This window comes from Stutzerimonas tianxiuensis, from assembly GCF_053470365.1.
The window spans coordinates 305,306-318,406 of sequence record NZ_JBPVWS010000004.1 but is presented as its reverse complement, the minus strand read 5'-3'; the positions used below and the strand labels follow the sequence as shown (position 1 = coordinate 318,406).

11 protein-coding genes and 1 pseudogene are annotated in these 13,101 nt (G+C 60.4%); 6 read left to right on the top strand and 6 right to left on the bottom strand.

What is annotated here, in order from left to right:
- Positions 1 to 249: 249 nt before the first annotated feature.
- Positions 250 to 1,104, bottom strand: coding sequence for a serine hydrolase domain-containing protein (locus ACSSNI_RS08085; RefSeq protein WP_448259049.1), 855 nt, complete (start codon positions 1,102 to 1,104; stop codon positions 250 to 252).
- On the opposite strand from ACSSNI_RS08085, the gene ACSSNI_RS08080 reads away from it, so the two are divergent.
- Positions 1,075 to 1,221 carry a hypothetical protein gene (locus ACSSNI_RS08080; RefSeq protein ID WP_234484413.1) on the top strand — a complete coding sequence of 49 codons (147 nt, stop codon included), beginning with the start codon at positions 1,075 to 1,077 and terminating at the stop codon, positions 1,219 to 1,221. The two genes, ACSSNI_RS08085 and ACSSNI_RS08080, sit on opposite strands and share 30 nt — an antisense overlap.
- Positions 1,222 to 1,377: 156 nt before the next feature.
- Here the strand turns inward: ACSSNI_RS08080 and ACSSNI_RS08075 are convergent, their stop codons facing one another.
- Complete coding sequence (locus tag ACSSNI_RS08075; protein WP_159969302.1) at positions 1,378 to 1,824, bottom strand: DUF2147 domain-containing protein; 447 nt, start codon at positions 1,822 to 1,824, stop codon at positions 1,378 to 1,380.
- A gap of 344 nt (positions 1,825 to 2,168) precedes the next feature.
- On the opposite strand from ACSSNI_RS08075, the pseudogene ACSSNI_RS22675 reads away from it, so the two are divergent.
- A pseudogene (locus ACSSNI_RS22675) lies at positions 2,169 to 2,333 on the top strand (hypothetical protein); the annotation flags it as partial.
- 72 nt (positions 2,334 to 2,405) lie between these two features.
- On the opposite strand, the gene ACSSNI_RS08070 reads toward ACSSNI_RS22675, so the two are convergent.
- From ACSSNI_RS08070 to ACSSNI_RS08060, 3 genes are read right to left on the bottom strand one after another with little or no spacing between them, the layout of a single operon-like run.
- Positions 2,406 to 3,335: an alpha/beta hydrolase gene (locus ACSSNI_RS08070; RefSeq protein ID WP_200636097.1), complete on the bottom strand. Its 930-nt coding sequence runs from the start codon at positions 3,333 to 3,335 to the stop codon at positions 2,406 to 2,408.
- The gene (locus ACSSNI_RS08065; protein ID WP_200636099.1) at positions 3,332 to 3,649 is read right to left on the bottom strand and encodes a DUF2218 domain-containing protein; all 318 of its coding nucleotides are present in this window, start codon (positions 3,647 to 3,649) and stop codon (positions 3,332 to 3,334) included. Before ACSSNI_RS08065 ends, ACSSNI_RS08070 begins: the two co-directional genes overlap by 4 nt.
- Positions 3,650 to 3,697: 48 nt before the next feature.
- On the bottom strand, positions 3,698 to 5,863 hold the full coding sequence (locus ACSSNI_RS08060) for a TonB-dependent siderophore receptor (RefSeq protein ID WP_200636101.1): 2,166 nt from the start codon (positions 5,861 to 5,863) through the stop codon (positions 3,698 to 3,700).
- 167 nt (positions 5,864 to 6,030) lie between these two features.
- Between ACSSNI_RS08060 and ACSSNI_RS08055 the strand changes: the two genes are divergently transcribed.
- From ACSSNI_RS08055 to ACSSNI_RS08040, 4 genes are all read left to right on the top strand, one after another.
- A complete protein-coding gene (locus tag ACSSNI_RS08055) occupies positions 6,031 to 6,999 on the top strand; it encodes a helix-turn-helix transcriptional regulator (RefSeq protein ID WP_200636103.1) in 969 nt (322 codons plus the stop codon).
- Positions 7,000 to 7,327: 328 nt separating this feature from the next.
- The gene (locus ACSSNI_RS08050) at positions 7,328 to 8,095 is read left to right on the top strand and encodes a substrate-binding periplasmic protein (RefSeq protein WP_200636105.1); all 768 of its coding nucleotides are present in this window, start codon (positions 7,328 to 7,330) and stop codon (positions 8,093 to 8,095) included.
- Positions 8,092 to 9,435, top strand: coding sequence for a GGDEF domain-containing protein (locus ACSSNI_RS08045; RefSeq protein ID WP_200636114.1), 1,344 nt, complete (start codon positions 8,092 to 8,094; stop codon positions 9,433 to 9,435). The genes ACSSNI_RS08050 and ACSSNI_RS08045 overlap by 4 nt, the downstream gene beginning before the upstream one ends.
- Positions 9,436 to 9,451: 16 nt before the next feature.
- Positions 9,452 to 10,180 carry a substrate-binding periplasmic protein gene (locus ACSSNI_RS08040; RefSeq protein ID WP_200636116.1) on the top strand — a complete coding sequence of 243 codons (729 nt, stop codon included), beginning with the start codon at positions 9,452 to 9,454 and terminating at the stop codon, positions 10,178 to 10,180.
- Positions 10,181 to 10,205: 25 nt separating this feature from the next.
- On the opposite strand, the gene ACSSNI_RS08035 is transcribed toward ACSSNI_RS08040, so the two are convergent.
- A complete protein-coding gene (locus ACSSNI_RS08035; RefSeq protein WP_200636118.1) occupies positions 10,206 to 13,019 on the bottom strand; it encodes an AsmA family protein in 2,814 nt (937 codons plus the stop codon).
- Positions 13,020 to 13,101 lie beyond the last annotated feature (82 nt).

Here is a 13,101-nt window from a genome sequence, read left to right as displayed (position 1 = left end):
CCATGTGAGAGTAGGTCATCGTCAAGCTTCTACACCAAACCCCCGATCTTCGTAAGAGGATCGGGGGTTTGTCTTTGGGCGTAAAAAACATGAGGTCATTTTTGCCTTGAGCATGGCGCCCGTAAGGCCTGCGGCCAGCTAGAAGGCGCACGCTTTGAGTTGAGCTAGTTAAAGCGGCTGCGCGTTACAGTTATGTTGAGCGGCGTTGGTTGCGCTGTAGCTAACTCGACGCTTCCGTTCCCTGGTGCTCTAACTGTCGGAGCGCACCGCCTCAATAATGTCGCCGAGAAGCTGATGCAGAGCGTCGCGGTGCCCTGAGGCGCCACCGGAAGGTCGGGTATTAGAGGTCATTACGACGGACATATCGAGCCCCGGAACCACATAAAGCATCTGCCCGCCGAAGCCCCAACCATAGCGGATATCTTCTCCGCCCAACTCGGTAATGAACCAGCCATAACCATAGCCATGACCGGTGTACCGCGAGCGGGTGCGGGGCGTCCAGGATGCTTCGATCCAGTCTTCTGACAGCAGCCTATCCCCAGATGAGGTTATGCCTCCGCGTCGATATAGCTCAGCAAAGACCAACAGCGAGTGAGGGGTCATCGCCATTTCGTTACCGCCCAGGTAGATGCCTTGCGGATCTCGTGTCCAGGCGCTGATATCAAAGCCGTCGAGTGGTGCCAGCCACTCGCGCGCAAGCTGTAGTGTGGCTTTTCCGGTACTGCGGGTGAGAATTGCTGACAGCAGGTGGCTTGATCCGGTGGAATAAATCATTGCCTCGCCAGGCTCAGCCTCAAACGGTCGCGCCAGTGCCGCGCGTACCCAGTTCGGACTCGCCACCCATAACCCATAATTAGGCCCTGAGGTTGAGCCGAGGCCGGCTTGCATTGATAGGAGATTGCCTACAGTGACCTGCGCCAGTCGAGCGTCCGGCTTCGCTGGGAAATCGCCTCCGATCAGATCAGCGATCGGCTGGTCAGTGCCTGAAACAATACCCTTATCAATGGCTATCCCAACCAAGGCAGAGAGTATCGTCTTGGACGCCGACTTTATATTGGTCGGAGAGTTCGTTCGATGACCGCGGTAACCCCGCTCGGCCAGCACCTCGCCATGACGAGCCACTATCAACGTCTCAAGCTGCTCCAGGCGTTCAGCATTATCGACGATTGCTTCAAGCTTCTCGTCGGCGACGGACGTTGGAGCGATGTAGAGCAGGCATAGGATGCATAGAGCACGATACGGCGCCTGCCGGCTCTGATTCGGGGCGAAAGGGGAGTAATGCATGCAAGTTGGACCGCGAACCGGCTATGCCGTGCGGAGCACCGCTGAGCTGTTCAGGCCATGCCGGATGACCGGCTGGGCTCAAGGCATCCCCAGCTACTGACGTACCCATGTCTGGGTGCGGCCTAACGCTTCGATGCCGATGTAACCGCGCATCTCAAGCTTGTCTCCACCTTCAAGCAGGGTGACCTTGGCGCGATAGGTCTTGCCTTTGGCTGGGTCGAGGATAGTGCCGCCGCTCCAGACGCCCTCGCCATCCGGCTGCAGGCCCCAAAGGATAGTCATTCCTGCGATTGGCTTGTCTTTGCGCTCACCTTCGCAGGCCGTACATAACGGGTTCGGGCCCTGCTCGGAGCGCAGAATCTCCGCCACTTCACCGTTAAGCGAACCATCAGCCGCCTGCTGTATTTGGACGACGGACTTGGGCTTGCCGGTTTCATCATCAATGGTCTGCCAACGTCCGACTGGCGATTCGGCGGCAAAGCAAAACGACGCAACGGTCATCGGCAATGTCAGGAAGGCGGCGGTAAACAATGCGCGCATGGTTTCTCCTACGGATGGTTGAGGGCTGCGACTCTAACACCACATGGGACCGGTATTGGCCACCCAAGTTTGCGTCGTTACCGCCAAGATCCAGGACTTTCGGCAATAAACCTGCTTGAGCGCTCCATGCTTGAACTCACGACCTTACCTTCATGACATAGGCTTGCGTCTCTAGCTGCTAGCTCGTTATGCCTACTCTTCGTTCGTTGCTGGTTGCGTTGGCATTGCCCGGTTTAACTCATGTTGATGTGAATGTGACTGGCCACTATTGAAGCGCTTGTGTTTAAACACCGTTATCAGGTTATTCAGCCCGGTCAGCGCATGTTGGTAAATGGCGAGCAAGCGTGCCAGCGATACGCCGCTCACTTTGCTGTACCTCACTTCCGGTGTTTGTCGATCCTAACGGCCAGCGCCACGACCGCTGCGAAGTGGTGGAGAGGCTTGTGCGAGCTGCGATCCTGCACGTCATGGCGTTCGAATTCATCGAGCCTTATGAGGTGGTAGCCCGTGAATTGCGCTCTATAGAGCTTCAGGGCGAACGGCAGCTAGCTGAGGAGCGATTGGAGGTTCGCAGACCGCGCCTAGCGAAGAGGCGCGTCAGCTTGCAGTGCAAAATTGATCGCGTCGGCTGCCGTGAGCGTAGCGTTCTCGCCATGGCCGGCGCCTGGGCGGATGGTCAGGGTGCGCTTCAGGCCATGGCCCTCCAGTGATGCCCAGCGCTCGAACAATCCCTGGACGTTGCTGCGCATCCGCCGGGCAACAAGGCGTCGCTCACGCTCGGATGTAGCAACTTTACCCAGTAACGGTTCCGGTTCCTCAGCTTCCCCGACAGTCATCCACAAACGCTTTGATTGTAGGTTCGACTCGGAGAGCGCAGGGCCGCTCTGTTCTAGCAGCTGACGATCGTTCCACCAGATCGAGGGACTGGCCGCCAGGTAATTCTGGAAAGCGTCAGGCTCGCTCATCAGGGTATACAGCGTGAATAGTCCGCCGTGAGAGTGCCCAAACAGCGTCTGCCGATGAGTATCAATCGGGTATCGGGCTTCGATTAGAGGTTTCAGTTCGGTTTGCACGAAAGCCAGAAACTGGTCGGCTCCACCGTAGTGCGCATCGTCCCTTTCATGATTCGCCGCTAGGGCTGGGGGAGTGTAGTCTCTGGCTCGTCTGTCGACGTCATACAGCGCGTCGACAGGATAGCCTATACCCACCACTACCACCGACGCGCGTGTTGCGGGATCCGGGCGGCTTTCACGAGCATTGGCTTGAACTGCCAGCATTGGAAACAACGCATTGCCATCAAGCACGTAGAGCACCGGATAGCCACCAGGTGCCGCCGGCTGCTGAGGCTGGGAAATGAAGATCCTGTAATCGTCGCCGGTGTTGTGCGAATGTATGTCGCGTTGTTCAGCTTGCGGTAGCACCACTGGCTTCCACCCGCCCGCCTCGGCGGCTCGAGCCGATGCACAGCCGAGTCCCAGGCTGGCAATCAGCAGCGCCATCAAGGCATTCATGCTGGCCGCTCGGCAGGCGCATCCGGCAGGGGGCCATCCTGCCATTCGACCTGCAACGCCTCGTCACCGGAAAAACGGTTGAGGTGATCGGCTATCACAAAACGAAGGCGTTTTTCTGCCTCCCCAGCCGCTGCCTGGCAATCGATCAAGAGCTGCTCCGGTCCGGCAAACATGCGGCACTCACCAAAGACGAAAACGACCTCTGCTTGTTGATCTTCGAGTCGGACTTCGCCTTTGTGGGCGAAGTGCTTGAACAGGCGGGTCATGTTGCGTGATGCGCGTGGCGTTGCGACTCGTGCATGAAACTTGGGCATGAATGTCTCCGTTAAGCGCCGCCGACCCCGAAGCCGGCGGCGAGTGGATCAGAACTCGTAGCGCGCTCCGATGGTGAAATTGCGTGACGGACCCTGAAAATTGAAGGTCGAGGTGCTGCCAACGCGCGAAACGTAGTCGCGATCGAGCAGGTTGTTTACATCGAAAGTCGCAGTGAGCTGCTCGGTGACCGGGTACGACAGCTTGGCGTCGACCACGGCATACCCTGGTGCGCTAACGGTGATCCCTTGGCGTTCGTAGGAAAAGTCGCTCATGGCGCTGATACCTGCGCCCAGCCCTAATCCACGTAGCGGTCCGCCCGCCAGGGTGTACTTGCTCCACAAAGAAGCCTGGTGTGTGGGCATAAGTACGAACAGAACGTTCTCGTCACCTGCAAGGTTTTCAGTCTCCATGTAGGTGTAGCCCGCAATCAGCTCCCACTGAGGCGTCAGGTAACCGCTGACCTCAAATTCACCACCGCGGATACGCGCCTTGCCAGCCGCTGCGTATTCGGCAGTACCGGACAATCCGTCGGCATCCGTAGCGCGGTTCTCGTCGGTCAGTTGAAAGGCGGTGACACGGGCGTTCAGATCCCCGCCGTAATAACTGCCCTTGATGCCGACTTCGTATTGCTCGCCTTCGCGCGGGTCGATGAGCTGACCGTTAGCGTCGGTCTCGGATTGAGGCTTGAAGACCTGCGAATAGCTGGCGTACAGCGAATGCCGTTCGTCGAGGTCGAATACTAAGCCACCGTAAGGCGTGACGTGGCCGTTCTCATGCTGCTCATCCGAGGCAGCGACGCCTGTGTTGAGATTCGTTGAGGTGGCGTCGCCTTCATACCAGCTGACACGAGCTCCACCGATGAGCGCCAGCCTTTCGATCGGCCGGAACGTCAGCTTGGCGTAGAGACCTGCTTCCTGATCGTCGCTACTGACGCGTGTTGAATAGCTCAGGTTCGGTTTGGCAAAGCGCGTGGGCTGATAGCCAAAGATATCGACCGTGCCGAGGACAGCACTGCCGTTGCGATAGTCGCTGTCGTAGCGTTTGAAATCGCTGCCGACCACGAATTCGCTGACCTGGCCCAGCAGCTCGAACGGCTGGCTGTAGCTGGCATCGACGGCCAGTGCGTCCTGCTGAAAGTCACGCCCGGCGGCGACCATTCGCGTGTTGCCGTTGGCTGCCACAGCGCTGCCGGTATAGGCGTACAGATAGTCTGTGTCACGCGTGGAGCCCCGCACGGCCAGTCGGCCATAGCCGCCAGTATCGAAGCGGTGAGTCAGCTCGGCGATTGCATCGGTGGTGCGACCGTTGAAGTCGTTCCAGTCGGCGCCCAAGTAGGTCGAGAGACTCCAGTCCAGTAGGTTCCCAGCCGAATCGGTGGGGTAGCCGTTGTGGGGAGCGATGTCCTTGGTCTGGTGGATCAGTCCTAGCGAAATTGAGGTTGCGTCTCCCAGGTCGATGTCCAGCGCGCCGTAGAAGCTCTCACTGGTGTTCTCGTTGTAATCCACCTCGCCATTGCTGTCGGCGCGAGAGACAACTGTGCGTCCGCGTATGTGACCTGCTTCATCGAGCGGACCGGAGAGGTCGGCTTCCAGATAGTTCTGGTCCCAACTGCCGTAGCGGCCAGTCAGGCTGCCCTGGAACTCGCTCGTGGGGCGCTTGCGTACCATATTGACGACGCCGCCCATTTCGCTGGTACTGCTGAACAGGCCCGAAGGACCGCGCATGATCTCTACCCTGTCGAACGGCGAAAGCGACGGAACCGTGCCGTGGATGCTGGCCATCGGTGCAGGGAGCCCATCGATATTGAACTCATCGTACTCATAGCCACGGGCATAGATCGACGAACGACCGCTGTCGTTGGTCAGGGTACGTAGGCCCGCGGTGTACTTGGCCAGGTCGTCGAGATTCACGAACTGGCGGTCCCTGATGTAATCGTCTGTGTAAACGGTGATCGACTGCGGGATATCGCGCAGCTCGGCAGGTGTCTTTGTGCCAACCGTTGCTGCTTGCACCGTATAGCCGCCGGTCTGCTCCGACGAGGGCATGTCGTACAGGCGGTTGCCCTCGACCGTGATGCTTTCCAATTCGACCGTCTCGTTCTGCACGGAAACGCTTTGTGCCAGCGCATTTAACGGGAAAGGCGCAAGCAAGCCGGCCAGCAGCAGGCGCCGCGAACGTTGTCCGAGGCTGAGGGTGCGAGGCGTTCTGTCCATGGGTCGGCTCCTGTCGCGGGCATTGCGTAAATGGCAAAGGTTCGCGGCGCTTAATGATAACGATTTGCATCAAAAGATGTCGGGGCGTAGTCTGCCATGCGTCCGGGTCGCGAACCTTTGCGCGACCAAGTAATTGCTTTGCAATCGCGTGCGAGGTGCAGCGCAGCATGAACCAACCCGATCACATCATCCGTGGCGATGAGCTGCCGGCGACTAGCCGGACTGGTCTGCACTTGCCAGACGGCGGCGATGACCGCCTGTTCTATGGCCGGGTGAAATGGGCACAGCTGCGTGATGGTCTTTCCCTGCATTGGTCCGATTGCGAGGAGCTACAGGACTTCGTTACCGAAAACACCGTGGATCCGCGAGTGTCCTTTGTGCTCTTTCTTCAGGGGCAGAGTCAGGTCAGCTATGGCGACCTGTCGCTGACGCTCGGTCATCCCTCAAGCCGGCGTGCGCCCGAGGGGGTCGCAGTCTCGATGAACGAGCCGGTACAGTTCCGCCGTCAGGCACGCCGCGGTAGTCATATTCGAAAGTTGGTGGTGAGCCTGACGCCGGACTGGTTCGAAGGTCGTGGCGAAGGCGTGGGTGCGACAGACGGAGCAATTCGACGCTTCATGGGCAGTCACCTGACGCCTCGTGTCTGGAAACCCTCGTCGCGCCTGCTGACATTGGCTGACCAGATGCTCAACCCACCGGGCTACGACGCCTTGCTGGCCAGCCTGTATCTGGAAAGCCGGGCGCTGGACATTGCCTGCGAAGCGCTTGCCAGCCTTGGCGAGGCGACGACCGTGGTAGAACACGGTTTGCGGCCCCAGGAATACCGCCGGCTGCAGCGCCTCGTTGATCTGCTTGATAGCGGCGAAGCCGACAGTTGGAGCCTTGATCACATCGCACGCGAAACGGGCGTCAACGCGACGACGTTGCAGCGCCAGTTCCGCTCGCTCAAGGGCATGACGGTATTCGAATACCAGCGCGGGCGGCGTCTGAATAGCGCACGCGAGGCACTGGAGCGAGAAGGCGCAACGGTCACTGAAGCGGCTTGGCGCGCCGGTTACAACAGCCCAGCCAACTTTGCTACTGCTTTCAAGCGGCAGTTCGGCATCAGTCCGCGGCAGGTGCGTTCACGGGTGTGAGGGCTGAGCCAAGCTGCCACTCCGTTGCGACGACGGATGAGCCTGGATGCCGACCATCGTGACCTTGGTACGGCATACATTGCGTTAAGCAAAGGCGACCGGCCGAGCAGTCCGTAAAGTTGTGTAGAAGCGCCTCGGGGCGCTCTTTCCAGATCGTTCGAACGATCACACCTCCCGCCCGTCGCCGGGCTTGAAGTAGAAGCGTCCCAGCGTTCAAGTCAGCCCCGCTTGTGCCGACTAAAGAGTGCTCAGATGCCGTTTGAATGATGCCATCATGATGGCCCTCTCCTGTTGCTCGCCGGACGTTAGTCGTCCGGGAGGTCGCCCGATGCTTCGAACCTCGCTCCGCCGCCTGACACTAGCCTTGTGGTTAGTCGCATCGCTATTCGGCGTCCAGGTCGCCTGTGCACACGGTGTCACGGTCGTCACGGAGGAACTGCCACCCTACAACATGACAGTTGACGGCAAGCTCACCGGCATGGCCACCGAGGTGGTACAGGCTGTTCTAGATGAGGTGGGAGAGGCTGCGCGTATCCAGTCGATGCCGTGGGCACGCGCGTACGACATCGCGCTGAACTCGGAGAATGTTCTTATCTACTCCATTGCCCGCACACCGCAGCGCGAGGGTCTGTTCAAGTGGGTAGGTGTTATCGCGCCCACGCGCTGGTTCCTGTTCTCGCTACCTGGCACTGAGTTCAATCTCAAGAGTCTCGACGACGCCCGCCAGTACCAGATCGCCACCGTGAAAGAGGACGTCGGTGAGCAGTACCTGATCGATAAGGGGTTCGTCATCGGCCGCAACCTGCAGTCGAGCAACAAATACGAGCACAACTACGAAAAGCTCAAGGCTGGGCGTGTGAACCTGTGGATTTCCAACGAGCTGAACGCTCATTATCTGGTCCGTCAGGCCAGTGGCAGCCCTGGCGATACTGCGGTTCCTCAACTGAATCTGGACGACCTCGGCGGCGCGAACGGCTTATGCATGGCCTTCAGCCGCAACACGCCGGATGAGGTCGTCGAGCGCTTCCGCCAGGCACTCGCGCGCGTTCGTGCTGATGGCCGCTATGACACTATCGCCGCACGCTGGTTGGAATGAACGTCAATACATCGGCTTCCGTCACCTCAGCGAGCGCGCAGCGGCCCAGCAGCTCGCTTGGGCGTCGTCTGGTACTGGCGACGCTCGGCTTCTGTCTGTTGTTTACCGCCGCGACCGTGGGTTTGCGGACCTGGCTGGCCTGGGAGGATGGCCGCTCGGCAATGAACGCCGAGTTGGTGCTGATCGACCAGGTATTCCAAAGCAATCTGGCCAAAGCCATCTGGGAAATGGACAGCGACGCACTGGAAACGCAGCTGGACAGCGTCGCCAGGGCGGAGCCGGTTGGCCGCGTCGAACTGCGGATCTTCCGCGCCGGGCGTGCACCGGAAGTCATTCAGCGCCAACGGCCGCAGCAGCAGCCTCAGCACCGCGCGCCGGTGCTGCAGCGTCGTCTGACCTACGAAGCCTACGCCGGGGCCCGCGAGACGGTGGGCGAGCTCAGGCTCGAAGGCGACGAAGGGCTGCTCTGGAAACGGCTCGTTGACGACGTGACCAAGATCATCATCACCCAGGTCATCCAGTCGCTCCTGCTGGCCGGTTTGATCATGTGGATGTTCAACAGCACGGTCACGCTGCACGTGCGTCGGATCGCCCAGCACCTAACCCGCCTGACTCCGGAAAATCTCGACCAGACCCTGCGCCTCGATCGGTCGGTAAAACGCCAGGATGAGCTGAGCCTGCTGGAGTCGGGCATCAACAGTGTCCAGCTAAAACTGTCGGCTTACCTCGAGCGGCAACATCAGGACGAGCTGGCACTGGCCGCGCACCGCGACCGCCTCGCCGAGCTGGTCGAGGAACGTACTGCCGAATTGCGGGCTGCCAATGTGCTGCTGGAAGAGCTTTCACGTAGTGACCCGCTGACCGGCTTGGCCAATCGCCGGCATTTCGACGAAATCAAGGAAGTTGAATTCCGCCGCGCGATGCGTCTCGGCCAGCCTCTGACCGTGCTGATGTGCGACGTGGATTTTTTCAAGCGTTACAACGACCACTACGGCCATGCGCAGGGCGACCAATGCTTGCAGTGGGTAGCCGATACGCTCAGGTACGTGTTTGCCCGCGCCGGCGAGGTGGTCGCGCGGCTCGGCGGCGAGGAATTCGTCGTACTGCTGCCCGGTGTGGATGCTGAGTCCGCGCATCGTTCGGCGATAAGGCTGCAGCAGCGACTGGCCGAGCGGGCGTTGCCACATGAGGCCTCGGCCGTTTCGCCCCATGTCACGCTGAGTATTGGCCTCGCCGGCTTCGACGCGGACAGCATGGACCAATTCGAACAACTGCTGCGCCGCGCCGACGAGGCTCTCTACCGAGCCAAGACGCAGGGCCGCAACCGTATTTCCGACTGATGATCGCGAGGACCGCATGATGCGCCCAATTGCCTGGATCGCTGTTTCCCTGGGGTTACTTGGCGCGGTCGCACATGCCGGGCCGTTGCGGGTGGTGACCGAGGAGACGGCCTATAGCTACCTGCAAGCGGGCAAGGTCAGTGGCGCGGCCACCGAAGTGGTCGAGACAACCTTGCAGCGTGCAGGGCTGGATGACTACCAGATCGGTCTGTATCCATGGGCGCGTGCCTACGACATGGCGCTGCAGGAGCCCGGCGTGCTGATCTACCTCATCGCGCGCACCTCGGAGCGCGAGGCGTTGTTCCGCTGGGTGGGGGAGATCATGCGCATCGACTATCACTTCTACAAATTACGTGAGCGAGACGATATCAAGGTGCCCGACCTGGAGGCAGCGAAAGCCTATCGGGTCGGTGTGTTGCGCGACGATGTGCGCCATCAGTATCTGCAGGCCAACGGTTTCAAGAAGATCGTGGTGACGGCGCACAACAGCGACAACTTCAAACGCCTGCTCAATGGTCAGGTTGATCTGATACCGATGCCCGAGCGAGACATGCTTGCGCAGTGCAAAGAGGCCGGCCTGGATCCTAGCGAGGTCGAGCGCACGCTCTCCCCCGGAAATTCGACGCAGCTATATATGGCGTTCAGCCGTCAGACCGACGATGCCACCGTCCTGCGCACGCAGACCGCGTTCGAAACGCTGCAGGCAGACGGTACGCTCGCTCGCCTCATGGGCGGTTCGCGTTGACCGTCGCTACCTGTCGTCTGCGGGTTCAGTTACCGCTCTGCTCGAATTCATTGAGCGCCTTGCGACAGCCAATGCCGGAGCCCTCACCGAGGCCCGCTTCCAGCCACGGCAAGATGGCCAACGGTGGCGCGACCAGTGCGCCGACCACACTGGCAATGGCACGGGCGGCTAGCTCGCCGGTCACAACGCTGACCTGCGGGTCGCTCAGGGTGCCCTGCAGTTCTACGGGTGAGTTGCCGGACAGCAGGCTGAAGTCCTTGGCGCGAGCTTCGAACGCAAGATTCAGTCGTTCACTGTCGAGCTTGATGGTGCCGCCGCCGGTGATGTTGCTGTCGGCCGTGCTGATAAAGAACTGCTCCAGTTTGGCGGTGCCAGCAGTTGAATCGAAGCGCAGGTAGGTGCAGTTCATATCCACCTGATCCGAATCGGCTAGGGCAGCGAGTGCCGCTTCGCCTGCATCCAGGCCAAGCAGCTCCACGGCCAGCATGTCGAGCTTGCCTCCGGACATGGCGAGTTCCAGTTTGCCGTCGAGGTTGGCCGCCATCTCGCCCAGCGACTGCCCCTCGAGCGTGACGTCCAGCTGCCCACCGATGGTGCCTGCGGAGTCTTGCGCGACCTTGGACAGGTCGGCCTCGCGCAGAATCGGGGAGAGGTTGACGCTGGTGATATCCAGGTGCAGCTCGCCCGTGGGTTGCTGCGGACGAACGTCCAGTCGCAGCCGGCCATTGGCTTTGCCTTTGCCTATCGATAGGGTCAGGGGTTCGGCGACCAAGACACCGTTGTCCAGCTCGGCTTTGAAGTCGACAGCATTCAGCGGAATTGCTTCTGCCAGCACCTGGTCGGCCTCGTAGCGAATGATGGCATCGCGGTCGCGAAGGGCATCCAGTCCCAACGGCTCGCTGGAAAATACCTGGCCGTCATTCGGGTCTGTCGGCGTATCGGGCGCCTTCAAATCAGAGGTCTCGAGCGTGTCCGAATGCAGGTTGGCCCAGAGCATCGGGCGGCCACGAAGGCTGAGGCGAATGTCGCCGCTCACGTCGCTATCGCCCCAGGTAGCGCGCAGATCCTGCAGGCGCAGTTGCTGGTTCTCCCACAGCAGCTGACCGTTCAGTTGGTAGCCGGCCAGTGACGGCAGGCTCCACCCGGTCAGAGGATTGAGGTTGGCCGGGTTCGGCCCCTCAAGCGAAATCGCGAGATCCGCCGCTTCCAACTGCAAGGGATTGGTGACCGTGCCCTTTACGGTCAGCCGACTTTCGCGCGACTTGACCGTGCCTTCGACGGGGTAGGGTTGATCAACGAACAGTTCCTCCAGCGCGCCGACATCGATCTCGAACTGCAGCGGTACGTCGTTGCGCCAGGCATCGCCCGTCAGTTGCAGGCCGGAGTCGGTGGAAGTGGCGTCGACCTCGACCCGCAGATCCCGTGTCGGGTTTTCATAGCGCAGGTGCGTGTCGCTAAGACGGGCAGAGTTCTGCGCCAGCCGGGTGTGCAGTTCCCCGTCCAGCGTACCGAGCCTGGGATAGCCCAAGGGGGCGAGGGCACGGCCCAAGTCCAGCTGTTCAACGGTCAGGTCGACCGTTCCGCTCAGCGAATTCTTGGTCAGATCAAGCGAGCCGCTGGCATCTACAGCCCCTTCGCCTTGGGCTGCGTGCAGGCGTTCGATCTTCAACTGCTGCTCGGCCAGATTGGCCTTGAGCACGATGTCGCTCAGTGCGGCATCGCCATACAGAAGTTCCTCCAGATTGAGGTCGAGCTCTCCGCGAAAGCGACGCAAAGGCTGCAGCAGGTTTTGAGCGCTTTGTTGCAGCGACTGCTCGTTGTCCTTGGCTTGCGACTGTGCGCCGTTCGGTTCGGAGTCGAGCAAGCGCATCACGCCCCAACGGTTGAGGTCGAGTCTGTTGCCTTGCAGTTTTGCGGTCAGTTCGGGCGTATCGCCACGCTCCAGGACGAGCGAGCCGGTGAGGTGACTTTCGCCCGTGTTGAGGTCCATGTCCTGCAACGCCCAACGCTGCCCATCACGCTTGAGCTGAGTGTTGAAGTCGAAGGCCGGCACGTTGATGGCTGGGCTGTCGAAGCTCATCAGTTCGGCTGAGTCTGGCGCGCTCACCGTCAGTTTGCCCTGTAGGGCATCAAGCGCTGGAAGCTGTTTGGCTTCACCTTTGAAGCTCGCCTGAATCTTGCCCAGTTGCGCATCGAGCGATACCGCATAGGGTGCACCGCTGGCCAATGCCTGAGACGGGGGCTCGCCCGTCAGGCTCAGGGTCAGTGGCTTGCCTTGCACATTGCCGTTGCCTTCGATGGACAGCTGGCGCTGCCCCGGGCCGTTATCGGTCGTCTCGATGTCGAGTTCTACCTGTGCGTCCAGTTTGGCGTCGCGATAGGTCAGCTGGCCGTTCTGGATGCGGATCGTCTCAGGTTGGATGGGCGGCTCGCTGCTGTCGCTTTCGCTGCCGGTCAAGGCTGCCCAGTTGGAGCGTCCGTCTTCCTGTCGTGCGAGATGAACCTCGGGATTGTCGAGCTCAAGCAGTTGCAGACTGAGGTTACCCGTCAACAGTGCGCCCACGTCGATTTCTGCCTGCATGGCGTCAAGCTTGAGCATATAGGGGTGTTCGGCCCACTCGGGATTAGCGACCTGCACGTCGCCAACGCTGATCCCCAGCGGAAAGCCCCAATCGACATCAAGGCTGCCGATCTCAACGGCGCGCCCATCCAGACGTTGACTCAGTTGGGCTTCGATTTTTTCGCGGGCCCACTGGGTTTGTACCAGTACTGCCGCGATTACCACCAGCAGCACCAGGGCCGCCAGCACGATGCCAATGATTTTTGCTGCCTTCGCCACCCTTGCCTCCTGATCCGGTCCGCTCGCGCTTTTAGAGAGGGTCAGCTGCATCGGGAGCAGCCGTGTAAAGGTGTCGACCTCT

What these genes read in the sequence shown, in the direction of transcription:
- ACSSNI_RS08080 (WP_234484413.1), top strand. Translation starts at nt 1,075, where the DNA reads ATGACCGCGGTAACCCCGCTCGGCCAGCACCTCGCCATGACGAGCCAC.
- ACSSNI_RS08055 (WP_200636103.1), top strand. Translation starts at nt 6,031, where the DNA reads ATGAACCAACCCGATCACATCATCCGTGGCGATGAGCTGCCGGCGACT.
- ACSSNI_RS08075 (WP_159969302.1), bottom strand. Translation starts at nt 1,824, where the DNA reads ATGCGCGCATTGTTTACCGCCGCCTTCCTGACATTGCCGATGACCGTT.
- ACSSNI_RS08040 (WP_200636116.1), top strand. Translation starts at nt 9,452, where the DNA reads ATGATGCGCCCAATTGCCTGGATCGCTGTTTCCCTGGGGTTACTTGGC.
- ACSSNI_RS08065 (WP_200636099.1), bottom strand. Translation starts at nt 3,649, where the DNA reads ATGCCCAAGTTTCATGCACGAGTCGCAACGCCACGCGCATCACGCAAC.
- ACSSNI_RS08070 (WP_200636097.1), bottom strand. Translation starts at nt 3,335, where the DNA reads ATGAATGCCTTGATGGCGCTGCTGATTGCCAGCCTGGGACTCGGCTGT.
- ACSSNI_RS08060 (WP_200636101.1), bottom strand. Translation starts at nt 5,863, where the DNA reads ATGGACAGAACGCCTCGCACCCTCAGCCTCGGACAACGTTCGCGGCGC.
- ACSSNI_RS08050 (WP_200636105.1), top strand. Translation starts at nt 7,328, where the DNA reads ATGCTTCGAACCTCGCTCCGCCGCCTGACACTAGCCTTGTGGTTAGTC.
- ACSSNI_RS08045 (WP_200636114.1), top strand. Translation starts at nt 8,092, where the DNA reads ATGAACGTCAATACATCGGCTTCCGTCACCTCAGCGAGCGCGCAGCGG.